Here is a 23,316-nt window from a genome sequence, read left to right on the forward strand (position 1 = left end):
CACCGTGTGCGGCTTGTTCCGATTGCGCGACCGTATGTTTTATGGTCTTGTTGCGGGATATCGCATCGACTCGAAAAGGGACAGTCGAATGCAGCCGGGCGATTCACACGGGGTCCGATTGGTCAGGGGAATCGGTGCGCGCGCGCATGCACGCGGCGCCGTGCGCAGGCTGCTCATCATATTGACGCTGGGCTTACTGGCGCCCGTTCTCCCGGCCTTCGCGGCCTCTCCCGAAACCGTCAACGACACCGTGCTGCGCGTGCTCGCGTGGCCCGGTTATGCGGACAGCGACATCGTCGGCGCATTCGAGGCGCAGTTTCACGTGCGTGTCGAAGTGACGTTCGTCGATTCCGACGAAGCGCTGTGGACACGGATGCACAGCGCCGCGCCTCCGCCGTACGACGTGCTGGCTGCCAATACGGCCGAGATCCAGCGCTATGCACACGAACACCTGCTCGCGCCGATCGACTTGTCGCGCATCCCGAACCGGCGACGGCAATTGCCGAACTTCCAGCAACTCGCGACGATCGGCGGGCTCGTGCAGGACGGCGCGACCTACGCGATCCCGTTCACGTATTCGTCGATGGGGCTGATCTACGACCGCAAGCAGGTGCCGGCCGCGCCGCGCTCGATGCGCGAGCTGTGGAATCCGCGCTACCGTGGCAAGGTGCTCGACTTCAACAGTGCACAGCACAATTTCTCGTTCACCGCGCTCGCGCTCGGCTATCCCGATCCGTTTCGGTTGTCGTCCGCGCAGACGCTCGAGGTCGCGCGCAAGCTGATCGACCTGCGCCGCAACCTGCTGACGTATTACACGCTTCCCGAAGAGGCGACCGCGCTGTTCGTCCAGCATCGCGCGGCGCTGATGTTCGGCAACTACGGCACGCAGCAGGTCGAGCTGCTGCGGCGCGCGGGCGCGGACGTCGGTTACGTGATCCCCGAGGAAGGCGCGCTCGCGTGGCTCGACTGCTGGGCCGTCACGCGCGGCGCGCAACGGCCCGAGCTTGCATTCGCGTGGATCAACTACATGCTCGAACCGGCGATCGGCGCGTTGCTGACCGAGCGCCAGGGGCTCGCGAATACGCTCGAGCCGCCGCCAGGCCTCGACACCGGGCACCAGCACCTCGTGTGGCTCCAGCCGGTCGAAAACATCGCGCGCCGCGAATCGTTGTGGAGCCGCATCGTGTCGGGCGACCGGCCGGAGCGGTTCGGAAAATGATCCGGCTCGGGCTCACGTCGAAACTGTCGGTGCTGTTCGCCTGCATCGGCGTGATCGCGTCCGGCACGACCGGCTACTACGCGTATCGCGCCAACCGTGCGATGCTCGTGCAGGAAGCGCAGCACAGTCTGCTGATGTCGACGCAGCTGCTCGGTCAGCGCTTCACGACCGCGCTGTCGGACGTTGCCGACGATGCGCTCGTGCTTGCGCAGTTGCCGTCGTCCGCGCTCGTCGCGGGGAGCGACAACCCGGACCGTGCGCCCCGCACGCGGCTCGAGCAGGTGTATTACAGCTTCATGAGAAATCACCCGGAATACCTGCAGATCCGCCTGATCGCGAGCGGGCATTTCGGGATCGAGCGCATTCGTGTCGATCGCGATGCGAGCGGCATCGTCGTGCTGCCCGAAAGCGTGTTCCAGGAGAAAGGCCAGTTCTCCTACGTATTTGACACGCTTGCGACGGCGCCCGGCCATATCTACCTGTCACCGATCGTGATCAACCACGAGACGGGGTCGCACGCGGCCGAAGGGTTGCCGATCCTGCGTGTGGGCACGCCGGTCGTCGACACGTCGGGCCGGACGGTCGGCGCGCTCGTCGTCGACGTCGAGCTGTCGCGCGTGTTCGACCGGCTCGAACGCGACCTGCCGGAAGACTATGCGGTCTATCTCGCGAACGAGTGGGGCGACTTCCTCGTGCATCCCGATCCGGCGCAGACGTTCGGTTTCGATCGCGGCCGGCGCGTGCTGATGCAGGATCGCTTCGCCGCCACGCGCGCGTTGTTCGACGACGCGCGAGCGAACGTGACGCTCAACGGCCTTGCGCAGCCGGACGAGGCGCCGGGCCAGATGTTTGCGTTCGCGCGCACGTCGTTCGGGCACGACGAGGGCAACCGCTTCGTCGTGCTCGGGATGGCGCGTCCGCTCGCGGACGTGCTCTCGCCGGCCGGCGTGCTCGGCGAACGGATCGTCAGGATGGTGCTCGTGTCGAGCCTGCTGGCGGTGATCCTCGCGATCCTGTTCGCGCGAGCGATCACGCGGCCGCTGCAGACGCTCGCGCGCGCCGCGACGCACGTGTTCGACGATCCGGCCGCCGAACAATTGCCGGTCGCGCGTGCCGACGAGATCGGCGTGCTCGCGCGCTGCTTCGACAGCATGCGCGTCGAGATCCGCACGCAGGTCGCGATGCTGCGCGCGAAGCAGCAGGAGCTCACGCACCTCGCCGGTCACGATCCGCTGACCGCGCTGCCGAACCGCCTGCTGTTCATGGAGCGTCTCGACGCCGCGATCCGGCATGCGGCCGCGGTGCGCGAGGGCTTGGCCGTGATGTTCGTCGATCTCGACGGCTTCAAGCAGATCAACGACCAGCACGGTCACTCGGCCGGCGACCGCACGCTCGTGGCAGTCGCGAAGCGGCTGAGCCACGTGCTGCGCAGCGGCGACATGGTCGCGCGGCTCGGCGGCGACGAGTTCATCGTGCTGATTGCGGACGTGCGTTCACCGGCGGTCATCGGCGATGTCGCGTCGCGCATCGAGATCGTGATGGCCGAGGAACTGGAATTCGACGAACGGCGCTTGGCCGTCGGCGCGAGCATCGGTGTCAGCGAGTTTCCGGCTGACGGTGCGTCGGCCGAGGAGTTGCTCGTCAAGGCCGATGCGGCGATGTACGCGGCGAAGGCGTCCGCGCAATGCGCGTGCGTGCGCTATCAGGATCTGGTCCGCGGCGGCCACGCAATGAGCGAAACCGGCCGCGTGGCATCGGGCGGCAGCCGGTGACGGCGGGCCGGCCACGCGAGCCGTGCAAACGCAACGAGCCCGTCACGGGACGGGCTCGTTGCAAGGGCGGGCTGCGCGCGGGGCGCGCAGCGGCAGGCTTAGTGGCCGAAGTAGACCGAGTCGCGCGGGGTCTGCGCCTTGACGACCGGTGCGCCGCCCTCGACCGCCGCGGCCGGCTGCGAACCGAAGCCGGTGCTGTCGACACCGTGCACGCGGGCTTGCGCGGCCTGGATGTCGGCCGGGTAGTACGGGCTCGACTGGCTCGGCTTGTAGCCGGCATTCTCGAGCTGGACGAGTTCGTTGCGCACCTGGGCGCGGGTCACGGTGCTTTGTGCGAATGCGCCGAACGAGGCGGACAGGGCGACGGCGGCAACGACTGCGGAAACGAGCGATTTCATGATGACCTCCGATGTTTGTTGGCTTTCCGCGTTCGACACCATGTCGTAAGCGGTTGATTACATCGTAGGCGTCGGGCGACCTAGGGTAAACGTGAGTTTTGGTGAAAGATCGTTGCGCTCGAGGTAATAATTTCGAGATAAACGTCTTCTGTCCCTAATCCGTGTTGCGGGGATTGCAAGGGCGGGCGCGGAAGGGAAACGCAGATGGGGCGCGCGGGCGAGCGCCCGGCGGCGAAGGGTCGGCGAAGGGTCGGCGAAGGGTCTGCGAAGGGTCTGCGAAGGGGCGGCGAAGGGTCGGCGAAGAGTCGGTGAAGGGTCGGCGAAGGGTCGGCGAAGAGGGCGCGCCGGGCGGCGGGACGGCCGGATCAGACCCCGTCGTCGTCGATTTCCTTGCGTTCCCGGCGTTCCTCGTTGCCGCGGCGCGCGCGCAGGCGCTGTCGCGACAGGACGGCGATCACCTGCTGGGTCGGGGCGCCGGACGGCAGCTCGTTGCGGATGCGGTCGGGCACCATCGGCAGGCCCGCACGCTGCCGGCGCAGCGCCTTGGCGATTGCCTGGCGACATTCGTCTCCATGGCAATCCCATTCATCGCGGATTCTCTGGCAATAACGGCATTGTTCCATCCGGACAGTCTAACCGGTCTTCGGGAACGGGGCAGAGCGCGGGGCGGAACGCCTCAGGCGCCGGGCACGGCGAGCGCCTTCGCATGAGACTGGAAGCGGCGGTGTTCTTCCGGCGGAACGAGCGAGCCGCCGGTCGCCCAGATGATGTGCGTCGACGCGTGCAGGTCGATCGCGTGACGGCGCAGGTAGTCCCGGCCGGCCGGCGAGCGTGCCAGCCAGCCTGGCCCGCCGACGGCGGCAGCGGCCGACGGCTCCAGCTCCACCCCCGTGGCGCGTTGAACCGCGAGCAACTGCGCGTAGAGCTGGTCGTCACTGACCGTGAAGACGCCCGACAACTGCGACGCCATCAGCGGGCTGACCAGATGCGACGCTTGCGCCACCGCCAGCCCGTCGGCCTCGGTCCGGTTGTCGAGGCCCGCGTCGTAGACGGACGCGGGCTTGCCGGAGTCCGCGGCCAGCTGGACGAGCATGCATGGCGCCGCGACGGGCTCGGCGAAAAAGCAATGCACGTGCTCGCCGAACAGCGCCTTGAGGCCATACGTGATGCCGCCCGGCGCGCCGCCGACACCGCACGGGAGATAGACGAAGAGCGGATGTGCGGCGTCCACGCGGCGGCCTGATTCGGCGAGCTGTGCCGCAAGGTGCCGGGCGCTCGCGGCGTAACCGAGGAACAGCATCAGCGAGCCTTCGTCGTCGACGAAATGGCTGCGCGGTTGATGGCATGCCTGCGATCGGCCGGCTGCGACGGCCTGCGCGTAATCGCCGTCGTGCTCGACCACGCTGACACCGCGTGTTCGCAAGCGGGCCTTCTTCCACGGCTTCGCATCGGTCGACATGTGGACGACCGACTCGAACCCCAGCGCGGCGGCCATCACGCCGATGCTCAGACCGAGATTGCCGGTGCTGCCCACGATGACGGTATGCGTGGCAAACAACGCGCGCGCAGCGGCCGATGCGAGGATCCGCCGGTCGCCCGCGGGGGCGAGCAGCCCGTGGTCGATCGCGATCGACTCCGCGAGCGCGAGCACCTCATGAAAGCCCCCGCGCGCCTTGATCGAACCGGCGACCGGCAACGCGTCGTCGCGCTTGATGAACCAGGCGCCGTGCGCGTCGGCCGCGTGCGACAACGCGCGCTGCAAGCCGTCCGCCGGCATCAGCGGCGATTCGATTTTCCCCGCGGTGGCCGCGAGCTCCGGAAACAGCTCGGCCATCAGTGGCTCGCAGCGCGCCAGCCTCGCTTCGGCCGCAGCGATGGCGTCGAACGAGGGCGCGTCCGGCGGCAACGGGCGGCCGGTCACGGGGTTCAGCCACAGCAGCGGGTGGCGAGATTGCAGTCTGGCTAATAGATCGGCAGGTTGAAGCGTAACGGTCACGGATCGGCCTCGGGTTCGTTGATCGGGATACAGGACCGAAATGCTACGATTCCGGTCAACGGCGCAAAAGCGCCGATTTCTAATCAACACATTAGCCTGACTTATATTCATGCGACTGGACGGTTCGATCCTCGGTGCGCTGCTCTGCTTTGAAACGGCAGGCCGGCTGTTGAGCTTCACGAAGACGGCGCACGCGTTCAACCTGACGCAAAGCGCCGTGAGCCAGCAGATCCGGAATCTGGAGGACCGGCTGGGCTATCCGCTGTTCGTGCGCCAGGCGCGCGGGTTGAGGCTGACGGAGAAGGGCGCGATCCTGCTCGGGACGATGTCGGGCGCGTTCGGCGACATCCATCGCACGCTGCAGGCGCTCGGCATGTCGGACGCACCGCTGCAGGTCAGTTGTCTGCCGTCGTTTGCGTTGCAATGGCTGATGCCGCGCCTGACCGGATTTCACCGGCAGCAGCCGAACGTGTCGGTTCGCGTACAGGCCGAATTCCAGGTGCTGGACCGCCAGGCGATGGAGGCCGGCGACATCGATGTCGCCGTGCGCTACGACCCGGTGCAATACGGCCGGTTGCATGCGGAGGCGATGCTCGACGAAATCCTGTTTCCGGTCGCCACGCCGGCGTATCTGGCGCAGCATCCGGCGTTCGCCGGCGGGGCGTCGCTGGACGGCGTCGTGTTGCTGCACGATGCCGCTCCGTGGGGCGGCGCGCCCGAGTTCGTCGAGTGGCGCACGTGGCTGGAGGCCGTCCGGCCGGCGTGGATCGCGCATCTGGACGGGCCGCAGTTCAATTTTTCCAGCCTGGCGATCACGGCCGCGTTGAACCATCAGGGTGTCGCGATGGGGCGCTCGGCGCTCGTGCATGACGAGATTGCGAGCGGACGGCTGGTCGATGTGTTCGGCGCGCACGTGCGTGCGCCGGCACGCTACATGCTGCTGTCGCGCAACCCGGACGATCCGCGTACCGCCGCCTTTTCGGACTGGCTCAAGGCCGAATGCGTGCGATTCGGCGAAACCCGGTCGCGCGTGCTGTCGAACACGGAGCGGCGTGTGTAACGGCCGCTGCGGGACAACTGGATCGGAGTGCGAAGCAACAAGATTGAAGCCATGGCTGCAAACTACAGTTTCCCATCCGTTGCCCTACGGATGGCTTGCGCATGAACGGGGCCTGGCGGCTTATCTGAGCGACCAGATTCCCCAGATCGCGATCAACAGGCCGAGGCCGAATCCACAGCCCAGCAACACATAGGTTTCCATTTCTTGCCTCTGAAAACGTGGCAGCGCCGATGTCGGCATCAGCGTGCGCGTAGTAAAGCCTGACACGTATCGTCCGCACCTTGGGGCGGGGCGATACGCCGGGTCCGCGAATACTACGCGTTGCAGCTTTCAGAACGCATGCGCGATCGACGCGCGTGCGGCATGCGGCTACTGCTTGATCGCGTGCGCGCTGCCCGTCTGGACGGCAGACGGTCCGCCGTGCCGGAACACGCCCGATTTCCAGATCATCTGCGATGCCGCGATGAGCACGAACAGCAGCACGACCATCCGGAACAGCTTCGGTGACATCTTGTCCCGCAGCGGGCGAACGAGCCACATGCCGGCAATCGCCGGCAGGCTGGCCGCCGCCGAGATCGCGAGGTCGGCGCCGCTCGCGTGCGCGGCGCCGCTGAACGTCGTGATCAGCGTGACGATCGACACCACGAGGATGATCGCAATCTGCTTCGTGAAGACACGCCCGGTCGCGCCCGATGAAATCAGGTAGGTGGCGAGCAGCGGGCCGGGAACCGATGCGATGCTTTCCATCAGCGCCGCGCCGAAGCCGAGTGCGAAACCGACGGGCCTCTGCCACGCTGGCGGCAGGTTGAGTTTCGGCGCGGCGAGCATCAGCGTCGCGGCCACGATCAGCAATGCGCCGGATGCCGCCTGCGCGTGACCGGGATTGAGGGACAGCAGGATCGCCACCCCGACGACGTTGCCGATCACGGTGCCGACGATCGGTGCGGCGATCTTCCGCGCCGTGGCGAGTACCTGGCCGCCTTCCAGCGCCTGCGGAATGTTGCCGAGGATGATCGGCATCGACAGCAGCAGCACAGCGTGCCGGATCGGCAGGAACTGGCTGAGGATCGGCATCGCGATCAACGGCACGCCGATGCCCGTGATGCCCTTGGCCATCCCGCCCAGCAGCAGCGCGACGGCGATGCCGGCCAGCTCGAGCGAGGTGAGCCCCTGCAGGCTGGAGACCAGCACACCTTCAGTCAGATTGAAATGCATCATGGAATGGCATGTCGCGGCAGATCCGGCAGCGAGCGCGGTCGACGCAGCCCGTTGCGATCCTGCACGCATGTTGTTCTGGATTGGCGTGAACCGGTGATCCGAACGCATGGCACGGCCTGTCGTGCAAGCCTGATGCGCAGTCAATCGAAGCGACGGTTCGAGGACGCATCTTACCTGAGCGTTGCGCCGGGCATCCGGCGCGCGCTGCGCGGTGCGTGTGGCCTCCGGGTGAACGAGGCACCGGTTCAATATAATTCACGTCGCAAGCCCGCGTCATGCGCGGTGTACATGGTCCCGGAACAAGGAAACCCGATGACGCTCGCCCAGTTGCAGGCCCTGGCGGCCGTAGTCGAGCTCGGCTCGCTGACGGCCGCGGCGGACCGGCTCAGCCGCAGCCAGTCCGCGATCAGTCATGCGCTGACCGAGCTGGAGGACCTCACGGAGGTCAAGCTGCTCTGGCGCGACCGGCAGCCGGTCGTCCTGACGGCGGCGGGCGAACGCCTGTGGCCGTACGTCCAGAGCGTGGTGCGGGAAGCGCAGATGCTGCGCCAGCAGTTCAGCCTGTCGCGCGGCAAGCTCGAAGGGCGGCTGGTGGTCGCGTCGCTGCCGAGCGTCTCGCTGGCATTCGTGGTGCCCGCGCTCGAGGCGTTGAAGGAGATGCATCCGGGCGTATCGGCGGTGCTGCTCGAAGGCACGGACAGCGAAGTCGAAGGGTGGATCGACGACGGGACGGCCGACGTCGGCGTGGTGGCCGGCACGAAGACGTTCGCGCACAACCTGGCACTGCTCGACGAGGATTTCGTCGCGGTGGCCGCGGACGGCATGTTTGCCGACCGCAAGCGCGTGTCGGCCAGGCAGTTGTCCACGGCACCGTTCATTTTCTCGAAGGCCGGGTGCGGGCCGGTGATCGCGGATTATTTCGCGCGCGGCGGCGCACCGCTTCGCGCCGCATTCAACGTGGTCGAGATGCGCACCATCCTGTCGATGGCGGAGGCCGGCATGGGCGTGTCGATCGTTCCGCGCATCACGCTCACGTACACGCCGTTCGGCGGCCGCGTGCTGGAGTTGTCGCCGAGGCTGCATCGCTCCGTGCGGCTGTCGTGGAACACCGCAGGCAACGCGGTCACCGACGCGTTCGTGAGGCTCGTCGACGCACAACGTGCGAACGCAGGAAGGGCAATCCGGACGCGCGCGAAAAAGGGCAGCTGACAACCAGCTGGCACGATGAACGCCGTTCATGCGCGACTTGCATTTTATTCATGCCGGCGATGACAAAGATGCAATACATTGATCGCACCTTGTTCGTCGTGTGTCGAAGGAGATTGCCGTGCCGGCCTTGCCCACCCTGTTTGCGTTCGGACTCGTGTCGCTCGGCATGGTGCTGACGCCCGGACCGAACATGATTTACCTGGTTTCGCGCTCGATCTGCCAGGGTCGCCGCGCCGGGTTGGTGTCGCTCGGCGGTGTCGCGCTGGGGTTCGTGTTCTACATGGTGTGCGCGGCGCTGGGCATCACCGCGCTCGTGATGACCGTGCCGTATGCATACGATGCGCTGCGCTTTGCCGGCGCGCTGTATCTGGCGTACCTGGCGTGGCAGGCGCTGAAGCCGGGCGGGCGCTCTGCGTTCCAGGTCCGGCAACTGCCGCACGACAGCCGCGCCAGGCTGTTCACGATGGGCTTCGTGACGAACCTCGCAAACCCGAAGATCGCGGTGATGTATCTGTCGCTGCTACCGCAGTTCATTTCGCCGGGACACGGCAGCATGCTCGCGCAATCGCTGATGCTCGGCTGCGTGCAGATCGCGGTGAGCGTCAGCGTCAACGCGCTGATCGCCTGTGCCGCCGGTTCGATCGCGGGTTTTCTCGCGGGACGACCGTTCTGGGCGTCGGCGCAGCGCTGGTTGATGGGCACCGTGCTGGCCGGACTGGCCGCGCGGATTGCGCTGGAGTCGCAACGCTAGCGCGCGGCGGCGGACAGCCGGCAATCGTCCGGCGCGCTTGCCGAAAGCGCCGTGCATCGTCACCCGTGACAGTTGCCCTCGGCTTCTTTGCCGACCCGAACGGGTTCGACCGTTTCACGGCGCCGGCCGCGCGTCGCGAGCCAGCACAGGATCGACCCGCCGCACACCATCAATGCGCCTTGCCAGAACTCGACCGACAGCGGCGCGTGCAACAGCGTCGCGGCAAGCGCGGCGGCGAGCACCGGCGTGAAGTACGACGCGCCGACGATGACCGTCACGTTGCCGTGCATGATGCCGGTGTTCCAGGCCGCATAGCCGAACCCCAGCGCCGACGCCGCCAGCACGAGATACAGGACCGAGTGAACGCTGAACGTCATGCCGCCGCCGCCCTCGATCGCGAACTTGATCCAGAGCACGGCGGCGACCAGCATGAAGAACGGCGTGACGCCGTTCTTGCCGTCGGCGAGGCGGGCCGTCACCGTGCAATAGCCGGCCCAGATCAGCGCGCCGATGAATGCGAGGCCATAGCTCAGCGGATTGTCCGCGACGTTGCGCAGCATGCCGGCCGGATCGAGGCCCTGGTCGCCGCCGAGCACCCAGCAGATGCCGAGCATCGACAGCAGGACGCCCGGCACGACCAGCAGGTTTGCGCGCTGCTTGTTGAATACGATGGCGGCGACCAGCGTGAGGCTCGGCCACAGATAGTTGACCATCGCGACTTCGATCGCCTGCTGCCCGTTGCTCGCATAGCCGATCGACAGCGCGAGGCACAGTTCGTACGAAACGAACAGCAGGCCACCCCAGAGCAGATAGCTTTTCGGGAACTTGCTCAGGTCGGGGAAGCCGACCGTGAACAGCAGAAGCACGGACGCCACCGTATAGATCATCGCGGCGCCGCCGGTCGCGCCGAGGCTTTCACTGACGCCGCGGACGAGCGCGACCACCGAGGCCCATAACAGCACCGCGCCGAGCCCGGCGAGCGTTGCCTTGTTCTTGCGTTTCATGCTTCCTGCCTGTTTCAACATGCCAATTCGATTTCGGATGATACGGGGCCGTTCGCGCGTGCTGCGATCGCAAACGGAACAAGCCGGTTGCGTTCGCCACACGAGGCGGCGGCCGCAACCGGCCATGCAACGCGGCGCGTTTACGCGGGGGCCGCGGGGACGTCGATCCAGATGGTCTTGATCTCGGTGTACTGGTCGTGCGCCCAGACCGACTTGTCACGGCCGCCGAACCCGGATTCCTTGTAGCCGCCGAACGGCGTCGTCGCGTCGCCTTCGCCGAAGCAGTTGACGGTCACGACACCCGCACGGATGTCGCGCGACAGCCGGATCGCGTGGTTCAGGTTGCCGGTGTAGACCGATGCGGCGAGCCCGTAGACCGAGTCGTTCGCGAGTGCGATCGCTTCGCCGATGTCGGTGAACGTCGTCACCGACAGCACGGGGCCGAAGATCTCCTCGCGGAACAGCCGGCTATGCGGGCTCACGCCGTCCACCACCGTCGGCTCGACGAAAATACCGTCGCCGGTCCGGCCGCCGAATGCGACGCGCAGGCGCTCCGCTTCGGCTTGCACGAGGTACGAACGGACTTTCTCGAAGTGGGCTTTGCTGACCATCGCACCGATGCGGTGCGCCGGGTCGAGCGGGTTGCCCATCGTCCATTCGCGCATGTGCACGCCGATCCGCTGCAGCAGGTCGTCCTTGATGTCGGCGTGGACGATCAGCCGCGACGACGCCGAGCAGTTCTCACCCATGTTCCAGAACGCACCGTTGACGATGTGCTGCGCGACCGCGTCGAGATCGGGCGCATCGGGCAGCACGACCGCCGGATTCTTGCCGCCGCACTCTAGCACGATGCGCTTCAGGTTGGATTCGGCCGAGTACTTGAGGAACTTCCGCCCGGTGTCGGTCGAGCCGGTGAAGCTCACCATGTCGACGTCCGCGTGCCGGCCCAGCGGCTCGCCGACTTCCTTGCCACCGCCCGGCAGCACGTTGAAGATGCCGGCCGGCACACCGGCTTCGTGCGCGAGTTCCGCGACACGCAGCGCGGTGAGCGTGGTTTCCTTTGCCGGTTTCACGACGATCGAGCAGCCGGCCGCGAGTGACGGGCCGATCTTCCACGCGAGCATCAGCAGCGGGAAGTTCCACGGCAGCACGAGCCCGACGACGCCGATCGGTTCGCGCACGACCAGCGCCAGCGCATGACTGCCGACAGGGGCCGTGTTGTCGTAGATCTTGTCGATCAGCTCCGCGTGCCAGCGGATCGTATGAATCGTCTCGGGCACGTCGGTGTTCTGGCACTCGCGGATCGGCTTGCCGCTGTCGAGGCTTTCCATCGTCGCGAGTTCGTGCGCATGCTGCTCGAGCAGATCGGCGAACTTCAGCAGGACGGCCTTGCGGCGTGACGGCGCAAGCTTGCGCCAGCGGCCGTCGTCGAATGCCTGCTTCGCATTGGCGACCGCGATGTCGACGTCGGCGGCGTTGCACGCGCCAATGTGGGCGAGTACGGCGTCGGTGGCCGGATTGACGGTCGGGAACGCGTCGCCGGTGCTGGACGCGCGGAATGCGCCATCGATGAACGGCCCGGTCGGGAACCGCAGGTCCGCGGCCAGCGCCGCGTATTCGGACGCACTGAGCAGGTCGGCCATCAGGCGTTGCCTCCGGTGACGGCGGCGACTTCACGCTTGATGCCGGCAACGATCGCGGCCAGCGCCTGCTTGTCCTGCTCGTCGAGCGCGCGCAGCGGTGCGCGTACGCCGCCGGCACGCAGCCCCGCGAGTTCGCAGCCGTACTTGATCGATTGCACGAACTTGCCGCCTTCGAGGAAATCCATCAGCGGCATCATGGCGGACATGATCCGGCGGCCCTTGTCGAAATCCTTTTCGATCGCGCACGCCCGGTAGAGCGCGATGTGCTCGGCCGGCAGGAAGTTCGAGCCCGCGCACACCCAGCTGCGTGCGCCCCATGCAAAGAATTCGAGTGCCTGGTCGTCCCAGCCGCAAGACACGCTGATGTTCGGGAACTCGCGTACCAGCATGTGCAATTGACCCGGCTGGCCCGAGCTTTCCTTGATCGCGACGATGTTTTTCGATGCGTCGCAGACGGTGCGGAAGAACTCGCGGCCCATCGACACGCTCATCCGGCCCGGGTAGTTGTACAGCATGATCGGCAGGTTGGCTGCGCGATCGATCTCCAGTGCGTGTGCCGCGTTCTCCTGCTGCGTGGGCAGCGCATAGGGCGGAGAGCCGACCAGGATCGCGTCGGCGCGCACGGCCTTCGCTGCCTTCGCGTACTCGACGGAATCTTCGGTGCGCACCGCGCCGGTGCCGATCACGAGCGGCACGCGCGACCCGATCACTTCACGCGCCCACGCACCGAGGTCGAAGCGTTCCTGTGCGGTATGCGCGTAGTACTCGCCGGTCGAGCCGCCGATGATGATGCCGTGCACGCCGGCCGCGATCAGCGATTCGATCACGTCGGCGAATGCGGTCTTGTCGATCTGGCCGGCGTCGTTCAGGGGCGTGATGGCCGGGGTGTAGATGCCTTCGAAATTCATGATGTTCTTCCGCGGAAATGGAAACAGTCGGGTTGACGAAAGGCGCGCGGCCGCGAACGCGGCAGCGCGCGGGTGACGGGGTCAGTGGTTGAGCGACGCGGCTTCCTGCAGGCTGAGCGAGCGCGTCTCGGGCGCCAGTGCGAGCGAGGCGGCCAACCCGACGAACGAGACGGCAGCAGCGGCGTACATGGTGTTGCCGATGCCGACGGTCTGCAGCGCGATCGGCACGAGCCAGGTGCCGATGGCCGCGCCGATGCGCGACAGCGACGCGCCCATACCGACCGCAAACGCGCGGATGTCGGTCGGGAAGATTTCGTTCGGGTACACGAGCTGCAGCACCTGCGCGCCGCCGATCAGCACCGCATACGCGCCGAACAGCACGAGGATCAGTACGGCCGAGCCACCGGCGCACGCACCGAGGCCCAGCAGCGCGAGGCCGGACCACAGGAAGCTGTGGATCACCATCGCGCGGCGGCCCAGTTCGTTGATGATCCGCGTTGCGACGATGCAGCCGACCACGAACAGCAGCGTGATCGCGACGGAGCCGAACGATTCCCACTTGCCGGTCAGGTGCAGCGCTTCGAGTACGCGCGGCGCGAACGAATAGACGGCGAACACGGGAATCACGGAGCAGCTCCAGAACACCGACACGAACAGCATCCGCTTGCCGTAGCCCGAGTGCAGCAGCGCCCACAGCGAGATCTTCTTCCCGGCTTGTTCTTCCGGCAGGTTCTTCACCGAGAACGACGGGCCGTAGACTTTCCGGATGACATCGTCGGCCTCGGCGATGCGGCCCTTGCTGAGCAGCCAGCGCGGCGATTCGGGGGTGCCGATGCGCACGACGAACAGGACGAGGCCGATCACGGCCGGGCTGGCCAGCACCCAGCGCCACGCGTCGGGGCCGGCGCTGCCGAGGATGATGTTGCCGACGATATAGGCGAGCGCCGCGCCGAAGAACCAGATGATCGTCAGCATCGCGAGGCGTGGCCCGCGATACTTGCGTGGCATGAACTCGACGAGCAGCGAGCCGGCCACCGGGTATTCGATGCCCACGCCGATGCCGATCAGGAAGCGCAGCACGAACAGCGCTTCGCCCGACTGGACCCAGAGCTGCGCAAGCGAGCAGACGAAGAATATGACGGGGCCGAAGAAGTACGGCTTTTGCCGCCCGAGCCGATCGCTGAGCCAGCCGCCGAGGAAGCCACCGAAGAAAATCCCGATCAGTGCGGATGCGGCGACCATGCCTTGCCAGAAGTTGGTCAGGCTGAGTGCGGCCGAGAACTGCACCATCGCGACGCCGATGATGCTCAGCACATAGCCGTCCATGAGCCAGCCGCCGCCCGAGCGGATCGTGAGCAGCTGATGGAATCCATTGAGCGGGACATCCTCGATGGAGTTGCGATTCGTTGACATTGCCTGTCTCCTTCCATGAAATTGAGCGCGGAATACGATCGCGCGATTTATTGATGTGGTGTACTAAGCGTAATGCGTGAATCTGTATCGATTTTCCAGGGGCTTCTTGCCGGTGCTACGTTCGTCTCAGCCGGTTCAGCTTTCGAGTCCCGCCTTGCGTTGGCCCCACCAGAGGGTTGCGTTGACACCGATCGACAGGAACGGTTGCGGCGGGGTGCGGTTCGGTCCCGACGTTTCCAGCAGGAAATCGATCAGGTCGCTGCGCTTGCCGGCCAGCCAGTCGGCGAGCAGGGTGCCCGTCACGGTACCGCGCGTGATGCCGAGCCCGTTGCAACACAGTGCGCCATAGACGTTTGGCGCAAGTTGCCCGAAGAAGCCCTTGTGGTTTTGCGACAGCGCGAGCGAGCCGCTCCACGTGTATTCGAACTCGACTTCCGGCAGCATCGGGAAGCGGCGGTCGAACGACAGCCGATGCCGGTCGGCGAAACGCGGCAGGTATTTCTCCCGCGGGCGGCCGTCGGGGTTGAAGCTGAAGCTGTTGCGCACCAGGATGCGGTTGTCGTGCGTGCGGCGCAGCGTGCTGCCGTACGGGTCGGCCGGAATCACGCCCCAGAACGGCTTGCCGCCCAGTTGCGCCTGTTCGGCGCCGGTCAGCGGCCGCGTGAGGCTCGCATACAGGAACACGGGCAGCATCGTGTGCTGCAGAAAGCCGAAATGCATGCCGAACGCGTTGTTCGCGAGCACCAGCTTGTCGACCGTGATCCGGCCGTTGCGATGTGCGAGCACGATCCTTTCGCCGTACTCGACGTCGGTGATCGGGGTGTGCTCGTACAGCGTCACGTTCGGCGGCAGGCAGTCGGCCAGTCCTTTCACGAGCGCCGATGGCTGGATCAGCACGGTGCCGGGCGTGAACAGTGCTTTCCGGTAGAACGACGTGCCGATATGGCCGGGCAAATGCTTGCCTTCGATCATCTCGTAAGGTTGCCCGAGCTTGTCGAGGCCGCGGCGGTACGCGTCGAGCACGGCAATGCCGCGTGCTTCGACGGCCGCCTGGTATTTGCCGGACGCGCTCATCGCACAGTCAATGCCGTGCTCGGCGACGAGCCTGCGCAGGATCGTCTGGCCGAGCACGTTCAGTTTCAGCGTCGTACGGGCAGTCGGAATGTCGCCGATGTAGTCGTCGGCACCGATGTCGTGCGGCAGGTCGATCGCGAAACCGGCATTGCGCCCCGACGTGCCGAAACCGACTTCCTGCGCATCGACGAGGATGATCTCGTCATCCGGGAAATTCAGTGCCAGTTGGCGGGCGGCTGCGAGGCCGGTGAAACCGGCGCCGACGACGGCCCAGCGTGCGCCGGATTCCCCGCTGTGCGACGGCCTGGGCTGGCGCTGCCGGCTGGTGTGATACCAGCCGCACATCCTGTCGTCGGAGGGAAGCGATGTAACATTCTGCATTCCTGAATCCAATATCTGTAAAGAGTACTAATCGTAACCATGAAGAAGCGGCGCACGATCGAACGTGCACCGTCTTGCGCGGTGATTAAAACTGGATAGGTACGTCGAGGCCTTCGGGAATCACGTACTCGGCCATGCGGCGGCGCGACAGCTCCATGTGGCTGCGGACCAGTTCACCGGCGCGCTGCGCGTCGCGCTGCGCAATCGCTTCGATGATCTCGTCATGCTGCTCCACCGCTTTTTCCAGGTCCTGCTGCATGTCGCTCGTCGTCGGCGAGCGGTAGAAAATCTTGCCGAGGCGCGCGTGGTCGATCAGCACCCGGCGCAGGCTCGGCATCAAGTAGGCGTTCCGCGCGATCCGGCCGATCTCGAAGTGGAACGCGTCGTTCTGCAGCACGCGCGCCTGAAGATCGTTCTGCTCGATCGCCGCGCGAAACTGCGCCTGGATCGCCTTCAGCCGTTCCACTTCTTCCGCCGTCGCGTGGCTTGCCGCCAGCTGCGTGGTCGCGACGTAGATCAGCGGCGCGGCCAGGAAGAAGCTGCGCAGCGACTGATAACCCATCGGCGACACGCGGGCCGGCCGGTTCGGCTCGAGCTCGAGATAGCCTTCCGCCGCCATCTGGCGCATCAGCTCGCGTACCGGCGGGCGCGAGAGCCCGAACTCCTCGCTGAGCGCGAGCTCGTCTACCACGGCGCCGGGCGCGAGCTCCATGCTCACGATGCGCCGCCGCAGTGTCTCCGCCATGATGTTCTTGCGATCTGCCGAACCGCCGGATTCGGCATCCGGCGCGGCAGTCTGAAGCTTCTGTCTCGACATGATTTCATTGTCTACAAACTATAGACACAGTTTAGGTTGAGAATAGACTAAGTAAAAATAAGGGTTTACGCGTTATCTTGGCGCACGGACGAGGCAGGTGCGGACACGACCTGTCGCGTCCGGATATGCGTAGCTTATAGGGGCGGAGCCGCGCGGGCCGAACGGCGGGCGTCGACGCTGGAGCGAAGCGGCGTGTGCGGCCGGGTCAGGCGAGTCGCTGGAAGGGGCCGCGGGTCATGCGTCATCGATGCGCCAGACTGCGCCGATCGCCGACAGCGCATGTCCGATCGAGTCGAGCATGGCGTTCCGCGTTGGCCCGAGCGTCGTGACCAGGAAGAAGCCGTCTTCGTCGGCAGACAGTCCGATCGGCGGCCAGCCGCCGGTGTCCGCCCGAACCTCGAGCCGGTGTCGGGCGGGATCGATGTCGATGTCGCCATGCGCCTGTCGCAGCGCATTCGCGATGGCATGGAAGGCGGCGGCCGACGGAGTCGTGTGGATGCGGTATTCGAAGCTCATCTGCATGGGCCGGTGTGCGAGGCGGGCAGTCTAACCCGGGCCACCGCATCCCGTCCGTCGACGGCCAGGCAACCGGCGCCCGCCGCAGCGGGCGCCGGCCCAATCACCGCTCGTGCCGCTTCTTGCTCAGCTCGATCGTTTCGAACAGCTCGTACTGCGCGGTCGGGTGCTGGTCGGCACCCGGCGCGTGGTAGTAGCGCATCGTGATCGTCGTATGGCCGCCCGGTTTGCCCGGATCGTGGTCGAACACCGCAATCCCGTAGCCGGTGCCCGTGTCGCGGCGCGCGGACCAGATCGCATCCTCGAGCGCGTCGGCCGGCTGGCGCACGAACGTGTTCGGCGCGGTGCCCGGCACCGGCCGGTTCGGCTTCGTGAATACCTTCGCCTGGGCAAAGCCGGTCGACGGGTTTTCGCCGTACACGTCCAGCGGTGCGCTGGTGCCGCCGCCGCCGAGGATCAGATGGATCGTGCCGTGGCTCGTGTCGAACTTCGTGCGGTCCGGATCGTTCGAGCCGACCGGGCGCGGTTGCAGCGTCTCGACCACTTCGCCGGTCGTCGCGTCGACGCCCGCGCGGTGATTGCAGCCGCGTACCGGATAGCTGCGCTCGTAGTCGTGATCGTGGCCGCACAGCACGAGATCGACGCCGTAACGGTCGAACAGTGGCAGCCAGGCTTCGCGAATGCCCTTGTCGGAACCGTTGCCCGTCTTCGACGAGCTGAGCGCGTCCTGGTGCATCTGCACGACGATCCAGTCGATGTCGTCGTCATGCGCGGCATGACGGAGCGTGCGTTCGAGCCAGCGGGTCTGCTCGCCGTTGCTGTAGCCGCGCACGTAGAACGACGTGCCGGGCTCGATCGGCGGGCGGCCGGTGCTCGCGGCCGGTACGAGCGGCGCCGGGCCGCCGACGAACGCGGCGGCGTCCTGGTACACGACGTCGTCCGCGTCGAGCGACACGAACAGCACGGAGCTCACGCGGAAGCTGTACCAGCGGCCGGGGAAGTGCGTCCCGTTCTCCGGCAGCGTATAGCGCGCGAGATACGAGTCGAGCCCCTGCGGACCGTTGTTGAACTCGATTTCGTGATTGCCGGGGCACGGCATCCACGGGCGGTTCGCGGCCGACGTCTGGTTGTTGTTGCCGAAATCGCGCCACACCTCGGGCTGGTGTCCGGGGTTCAGGTTCGCGTAGCAGAGGTCGCCGTTCAGCAGGTGGAACAGCGGCTGGAACTGCTCGACGGCCTGCACCGCGAAGCGGCTCTGCGGCGACGACAGCACCCACGCGCCGTTGGGCGTCGCGAGATCGCCGTAGCTCGTGAAGCGGAACGGCGCACGGCCGCGCGGCGCGGTCGAGAAGTTCGCGGAGAACGGCTGCGCGGCATTGCTGTCGTTGTCGGCCGTGATCTCGTAGCGGTAGCGCGTATTCGGCTTCAGCCCGTGCACGCGCGCGTGGTACGCAAACACCGTCTCGCCGTTCAGGCCGTCGGTGTAGAGGCGCTGGACGCCGTGCACGGTGCGCGCCGGCTCGCCGTCGGCGACGATGCGGGCGCGCGGATTGACGGCCGATGCGAGCGACGCCCACGAGATCACGACGTCGGACGTGGGGTCGTTGCCCCACGTCAGGTGAACCTGTTCCGGTGTGCCGTCCGGGGTCGACGTGGCGGCGCGGGCGGCCGCGAGGCCGCCGGCAGCGGTGGCGAGGCCGGAGACGCCGGCGAGTTTCAGGAAGCCGCGACGCGACACGGAGGCGGCCGGCTCGTTCGGCTGATCGGGGAGAGTGTCCTGGTTCGACATGGTCGGTGTTTTCGTTGATGGGGACGCGAGATGCGGAACCGCGCGGCCATGCGAGAGCACGGCCGGGGCGTGGGCCGGAAACGAGCGGGATCCCGGTCGCATGCATTGTCGAAGGGCAGTTTTGCCGCGGTGTGACAGGACGGCAACCGCGGGGTCGCGCATCGCGGCAGCCGGCCCGCTTCGACCTCCGTTCGATCCTCACGAGATTTATTTGCAGATTCCGCGACGGAATTTTTTCGCCCGCGCCGTTTAACGCATGAACGGCCGCTTCTGGTCGATGCCCGTTACTTCGGAGTCTTTCATGAAACTTTCTGTGCCATTGCGATTCGCCGCCGGATGCGTGGCCGCGCTCGCGGCCTCCGCCGCATTCGCGCAGGCCGTCATCGTCGCGCCTTACGCACCGCCGCCGCCGCGCGTCGAGGTGATGCCGGCGCCGCGCGCGGGTTACGTATGGGACCAGGGGCACTGGCACTGGCGGCAGGGCCGTTACGTCTGGATTCCGGGCCACTGGCAAATGGTGCGTGTCGGTTACCACTGGGTGCCCGGGCACTGGGCCGCACGCGGCCCGGCCTGGCGCTGGGTGCCGGGTCACTGGGCCTGATGCGTACGCCGTCGCGCGGCACGTGTTGCCGGCGCGGCGGATTCTTCACGCCACCTCATGAGTCGAAGCCATGCCTTTCCGAACCATCGTGATACTGGCGGTTGCAGCCATCGTGCTGGCCGGCTGCGTCGTGGTGCCGGCCCGTCCGGTGTATTACCGGCCGGCGCCGGTCGTCGTATATTGAGCGCGCCGGCCGACGGTCGCGCGGCCGGCAGACAGGATCGATATGCCGTGCGAACCGGATGTCGATGACACGGACATGGCCGACGCCGTGTGCGACGCAGGGCGCGATGCGCACGGCGTTGGCGAACAGTCGGAGTGGCGCCGTCCGGTGATGGCCCGACGCATGCAAGGAGAGCACGACGATGAGCTTCAGCCGGGCGGCGGGTACACCTGCCGTGACAGTGCGGCGCCCGCGCGCCGCGCGACGGAGCAGGCGGCGTTGAACGACCGTAGCGACCGCGATCCGGACGCGGAACTCGTCGCGCGCGTCGGCGCGCGCGATTCGTCGGCCGTGCGCGTGCTCGTCGCGCGCAAGCTGCCGCGGCTGCTCGCATTGGCGACGCGCATGCTCGGCGACCGGAACGAAGCCGAGGACGTCGCACAGGAGACGTTCTTGCGAATCTGGAACCAGGCGCCGCGCTGGCGCGAAGGCGAGGCGCGCTTCGACACGTGGCTGCATCGCGTCGTGCTGAACCTGTGCTACGACCGGTTGCGCGGCCGGCGCGAGGAGCCCGTCGATACGCTGCCCGACGTGCCCGACACGCAACCGGAGCCGGCCGCGCATGCGGAACTGCGTTCGCGCGACGCGCGCGTGCGGCAGGCGCTGGCTGCGTTGCCGCCGAGGCAGCGCGAGGCGCTCGTGCTCCAGTACTATCAGGAAATGTCGAATGTGGAAGCGGCCAACCTGATGGGCATCACCGTCGATGCGCTGGAAAGCCTGCTGGCCCGCGCGAGGCGCAACCTGCGCGCGCAACTGGCCGGCGACCCACCAAGCGAGGACAAGCGATGACACCCGAACGATTTCGTACCATCGTCGCCGCGTACGGCTCGGACGCGCGGCGCTGGCCGGCCGGCGAGCGCGCGGCCGCCGAGGCGTGGGCGCAAGCGAACCCGCGTGAAGCGCTGCTCGCACTGGACGACGCGGCCGACCTCGATGCGTGGCTCGCGTACGACACGGTCGCACCGCCCGCTCCGTCGCTGGTCGAGCGTATCGTCGCGACGGCGCCCGCGCCGCAGCGTGCGCGCCGGCGTGGCAATGTGTGGTGGTCGGGTGCGGCATTCGCCGGTGTCGGCCTGGCCGGTGCGCTCGCGGGCGCGGTGGCCGTGTCGATGCTGATGCTCGGCAGCGCACCGACGTCGCAGCACGAACCGGGCTATCTGACGACGACGTTCGGCGGTCCGAGCGTGGACTGGAGTGACGAATGACTGAACGCGGCTGGAAATTCATCCTCGTCGGCTCGGTCGTGCTGAACGTGTTCATGCTCGGCGCGATCGGCGGCGGCGCCTATCAGTGGTTCTCGACGCATGGCGACCTGCATGCGGCAGGCGCACCGGCATCGCGCACCGCGTTGCGATTCGCGGCAGACGAATTGCCCGACGCGCGGCAGCGCGAGTTCGCCGCCGCGCTGAAGGCGGCGCGCAAGGACGGCCGCGATTTTGCGCGGGAAGGGCGCGACGGCCGGATCACCGTGCTGGATCTGCTCGCCGCGCCGCAACTCGATCGCGCGGCGATCGACGCCGCGCTTGACCGCACACGCGCGGCCGATACGGCGATGCGTACCCAGGTCGAGCGCAGCGTCGTCGATTTCGCGGCGACGCTGGCGCCCGACGAGCGCGCGAAGTTCGTCGACGGGTTGCAGCGCAGCGGCAACTGGCGTTTGCCGCCGAAGCTGCAGAAGAAGCAGGGCGCGCCGGCGAGCCAGTAAATCCTCGCGCCGGGGGCGACACGCGAGCTGCGTGTCGCCGTCGAGTGCTGTCGGTCACGCGCAATGCGTGCGCCGGTTCCGGTCGATCGTGCGGTCGTTGTCCATCGATGACCGACGCGATCGCACTGCGCGACTTCCGCCGATCAAGATTATTTTTCGTTTCCGCGACGGATTTCCCGGTGTTCCCGCGTTGAACGTGGGTACGCACCGCAAGAGAGCCCGTCATGGACCACCCGAACGACACCACGCCAGCCGCGATCGCGCTGAACCGCTTCGGCCTCGGCGCGCGGGCCGACGAAGCGCCGCCCGCCGACCCGAAGGCGGCGCTCGTCGCGCAATTCGACCGTTACGACGCACGGCCTGCCGCGTGGGCCGACGAGCCCGACGCGATCGCGCTCGCCACGCGCTTCGCGAATGCGCGCAACGCGATGACGGGCGACGACGCAGCCGCGAAGCGCGCGACCGCGCAATCGATCCGGCGCGACGGCTACGACGCGTATCGCAGCGCCGTCGCCGCACGCATGAACAGTGCGCTGAACACGCCCGCGCCGTTCGTCGAACGTCTCGTGCATTTCTGGGCGAACCATTTCGCGGTATCGGTCGACAAGGGGCAGGTGGCCGCGTATGCGGGCGCGTTCGAACGCGACGCGATCCGCCCGCACGTGCTCGGCCGCTTCGAGGACATGCTCGTCGCCGTCGAGCAGCATCCCGCGATGCAGGTGTTTCTCGACCAGGCGCGCTCGGTCGGCCCCGACAGCCCGGCTGCGCTGCGCGCCGAAGCGCGCAATCCGTCGGCGAAGCGCGGGCTCAACGAGAACCTCGCGCGCGAAATCATGGAACTGCATACGCTCGGCGTGCGCACCGGTTACACGCAAGCCGACGTGACGGAATTCGCGCGTGCGCTGACCGGCTGGAGCATCGCCGGCGGGCGCGGGCCGCAGCCGGGCGATGCGGCGCCCGGCGCGTTTGTGTTCCGCCCGAAGCTGCACGAACCGGGCTCGCGCACGGTGATGGGACGCACCTACGATCAGCCGGGCGAAGCGCAGGCGCGCGCGATCCTGCACGACCTCGCACGCTCGGACGCAACCGGCCGGCACATCGCGTTCCAGCTCGCCCGTCATTTCGTCGCCGACAATCCGCCGCCCGCGCTGACCGACCGGCTGGCCCGCGCGTTCGATGCGAGCGGCGGCGATCTGCCGACCGTCTATCGCGCGCTTGTCGATGCGCCCGAAGCGTGGTCGCCGGTCAACCGCAAGTTCAAGACGCCGTGGGAGTGGGCCGTGTCGTCGCTGCGCGGGCTCGGCTGGCGCGATACGGGCGACCTGAAGGCCGCGCCGTTGCTCGCGCAGCTCGGCCAGCCGGTATGGCGGCCGGGCTCGCCGGCCGGCTACGACGACGTCGCCGCGAGCTGGGCCGCGCCCGACGCGCTCGTGCGCCGCGTCGAGATCGCCCAGCGCCTCGCCGCGCGCACGGGCGACCGGCTCGACCCGCGCACGCTCGGCGGCACGCTGCTTGCCGGTTCGATGAGCGCGCCGACCGCGACTGCGCTGTCGCGTGCGGAGAGTGCGACCACGTCGCTCGCGTTGCTGCTCGTTTCGCCCGATTTCCAACGGAGATGA

Annotated in this window: 22 protein-coding genes; 10 read left to right on the forward strand and 12 right to left on the reverse strand. The window is 67.2% G+C overall.

From position 1 onward, the window contains the following. Positions 1-88 precede the first annotated feature (88 nt). On the forward strand, positions 89-1,219 hold the full coding sequence (locus ACWMMN_RS23250) for an extracellular solute-binding protein (protein ID WP_486424005.1): 1,131 nt from the start codon (positions 89-91) through the stop codon (positions 1,217-1,219). Next, positions 1,216-2,991, forward strand: a complete 1,776-nt coding sequence (locus tag ACWMMN_RS23255) for a diguanylate cyclase domain-containing protein (protein WP_486424006.1) — start codon at positions 1,216-1,218, stop codon at positions 2,989-2,991. Before ACWMMN_RS23250 ends, ACWMMN_RS23255 begins: the two co-directional genes overlap by 4 nt. Before the next feature lie 98 nt (positions 2,992-3,089). Here ACWMMN_RS23255 and ACWMMN_RS23260 read toward each other — a convergent pair whose 3' ends face one another. From ACWMMN_RS23260 to dsdA, 3 genes are all read right to left on the reverse strand, one after another. Then, positions 3,090-3,389, reverse strand: a complete 300-nt coding sequence (locus ACWMMN_RS23260) for a DUF4148 domain-containing protein (protein ID WP_059240977.1) — start codon at positions 3,387-3,389, stop codon at positions 3,090-3,092. Between the two features lie 365 nt (positions 3,390-3,754). Beyond that, entirely contained in the window at positions 3,755-4,012 is a 258-nt protein-coding gene (locus ACWMMN_RS23265) for a hypothetical protein (protein WP_059240390.1), read from the reverse strand. Between the two features lie 53 nt (positions 4,013-4,065). Continuing rightward, positions 4,066-5,496, reverse strand: coding sequence for a D-serine ammonia-lyase (gene dsdA / locus ACWMMN_RS23270; RefSeq protein WP_486424007.1), 1,431 nt, complete (start codon positions 5,494-5,496; stop codon positions 4,066-4,068). Here dsdA and ACWMMN_RS23275 point away from each other — a divergent pair. Next, positions 5,495-6,445 carry a LysR substrate-binding domain-containing protein gene (locus ACWMMN_RS23275; protein ID WP_256086310.1) on the forward strand — a complete coding sequence of 317 codons (951 nt, stop codon included), beginning with the start codon at positions 5,495-5,497 and terminating at the stop codon, positions 6,443-6,445. The genes dsdA and ACWMMN_RS23275 overlap by 2 nt on opposite strands. 369 nt (positions 6,446-6,814) lie before the next feature. On the opposite strand, the gene ACWMMN_RS23280 is transcribed toward ACWMMN_RS23275, so the two are convergent. Next, the gene (locus ACWMMN_RS23280; RefSeq protein ID WP_486424008.1) at positions 6,815-7,663 is read right to left on the reverse strand and encodes a sulfite exporter TauE/SafE family protein; all 849 of its coding nucleotides are present in this window, start codon (positions 7,661-7,663) and stop codon (positions 6,815-6,817) included. A 312-nt stretch (positions 7,664-7,975) separates the two neighbouring features. Between ACWMMN_RS23280 and ACWMMN_RS23285 the strand changes: the two genes are divergently transcribed. Then, entirely contained in the window at positions 7,976-8,872 is an 897-nt protein-coding gene (locus ACWMMN_RS23285) for a LysR family transcriptional regulator (RefSeq protein ID WP_486424009.1), read from the forward strand. 118 nt (positions 8,873-8,990) lie between these two features. After that, positions 8,991-9,623, forward strand: a complete 633-nt coding sequence (locus ACWMMN_RS23290) for a LysE family translocator (RefSeq protein WP_059240979.1) — start codon at positions 8,991-8,993, stop codon at positions 9,621-9,623. Positions 9,624-9,682: 59 nt separating this feature from the next. On the opposite strand, the gene yddG is transcribed toward ACWMMN_RS23290, so the two are convergent. The 8 genes from yddG to ACWMMN_RS23330 all read right to left on the reverse strand — a co-directional run bounded on the left by yddG (position 9,683) and on the right by ACWMMN_RS23330 (position 19,168). Further along, positions 9,683-10,627 carry an aromatic amino acid DMT transporter YddG gene (gene yddG, locus ACWMMN_RS23295; RefSeq protein ID WP_155627282.1) on the reverse strand — a complete coding sequence of 315 codons (945 nt, stop codon included), beginning with the start codon at positions 10,625-10,627 and terminating at the stop codon, positions 9,683-9,685. A gap of 140 nt (positions 10,628-10,767) precedes the next feature. After that, on the reverse strand, positions 10,768-12,270 hold the full coding sequence (locus ACWMMN_RS23300; protein ID WP_486424010.1) for an aldehyde dehydrogenase: 1,503 nt from the start codon (positions 12,268-12,270) through the stop codon (positions 10,768-10,770). Then, positions 12,270-13,178 carry a dihydrodipicolinate synthase family protein gene (locus tag ACWMMN_RS23305; protein ID WP_174991188.1) on the reverse strand — a complete coding sequence of 303 codons (909 nt, stop codon included), beginning with the start codon at positions 13,176-13,178 and terminating at the stop codon, positions 12,270-12,272. Before ACWMMN_RS23305 ends, ACWMMN_RS23300 begins: the two co-directional genes overlap by 1 nt. Before the next feature lie 81 nt (positions 13,179-13,259). Then, on the reverse strand, positions 13,260-14,591 hold the full coding sequence (locus ACWMMN_RS23310) for an MFS transporter (RefSeq protein WP_486424011.1): 1,332 nt from the start codon (positions 14,589-14,591) through the stop codon (positions 13,260-13,262). Between the two features lie 135 nt (positions 14,592-14,726). Further along, the gene (locus ACWMMN_RS23315; protein ID WP_486424012.1) at positions 14,727-16,046 is read right to left on the reverse strand and encodes an NAD(P)/FAD-dependent oxidoreductase; all 1,320 of its coding nucleotides are present in this window, start codon (positions 16,044-16,046) and stop codon (positions 14,727-14,729) included. A gap of 85 nt (positions 16,047-16,131) precedes the next feature. Next, the gene (locus ACWMMN_RS23320; RefSeq protein ID WP_059240399.1) at positions 16,132-16,863 is read right to left on the reverse strand and encodes a GntR family transcriptional regulator; all 732 of its coding nucleotides are present in this window, start codon (positions 16,861-16,863) and stop codon (positions 16,132-16,134) included. 234 nt (positions 16,864-17,097) lie between these two features. Further along, positions 17,098-17,385: a hypothetical protein gene (locus ACWMMN_RS23325; protein ID WP_174991185.1), complete on the reverse strand. Its 288-nt coding sequence runs from the start codon at positions 17,383-17,385 to the stop codon at positions 17,098-17,100. 97 nt (positions 17,386-17,482) lie between these two features. Then, entirely contained in the window at positions 17,483-19,168 is a 1,686-nt protein-coding gene (locus ACWMMN_RS23330) for a purple acid phosphatase family protein (RefSeq protein ID WP_059240401.1), read from the reverse strand. A gap of 301 nt (positions 19,169-19,469) precedes the next feature. Here ACWMMN_RS23330 and ACWMMN_RS23335 point away from each other — a divergent pair, with 301 nt between their 5' ends. The 5 genes from ACWMMN_RS23335 (at position 19,470) to ACWMMN_RS23355 (ending at position 23,316) form a co-directional block, all read left to right on the forward strand. Then, a complete protein-coding gene (locus ACWMMN_RS23335) occupies positions 19,470-19,769 on the forward strand; it encodes a YXWGXW repeat-containing protein (RefSeq protein ID WP_059240402.1) in 300 nt (99 codons plus the stop codon). Between the two features lie 226 nt (positions 19,770-19,995). Next, a complete protein-coding gene (locus ACWMMN_RS23340; RefSeq protein ID WP_256086317.1) occupies positions 19,996-20,781 on the forward strand; it encodes an RNA polymerase sigma factor in 786 nt (261 codons plus the stop codon). Then, positions 20,778-21,197 (forward strand): hypothetical protein, encoded by a 420-nt coding sequence (locus tag ACWMMN_RS23345; RefSeq protein WP_059240403.1) that lies wholly within the window; start codon positions 20,778-20,780, stop codon positions 21,195-21,197. The genes ACWMMN_RS23340 and ACWMMN_RS23345 overlap by 4 nt, the downstream gene beginning before the upstream one ends. Continuing rightward, positions 21,194-21,697 carry a periplasmic heavy metal sensor gene (locus tag ACWMMN_RS23350; RefSeq protein WP_059240404.1) on the forward strand — a complete coding sequence of 168 codons (504 nt, stop codon included), beginning with the start codon at positions 21,194-21,196 and terminating at the stop codon, positions 21,695-21,697. Before ACWMMN_RS23345 ends, ACWMMN_RS23350 begins: the two co-directional genes overlap by 4 nt. A gap of 224 nt (positions 21,698-21,921) precedes the next feature. Then, complete coding sequence (locus ACWMMN_RS23355; RefSeq protein ID WP_059240405.1) at positions 21,922-23,316, forward strand: DUF1800 domain-containing protein; 1,395 nt, start codon at positions 21,922-21,924, stop codon at positions 23,314-23,316.

It is taken from the genome of Burkholderia cepacia complex sp. TUM26381, from assembly GCF_057439935.1.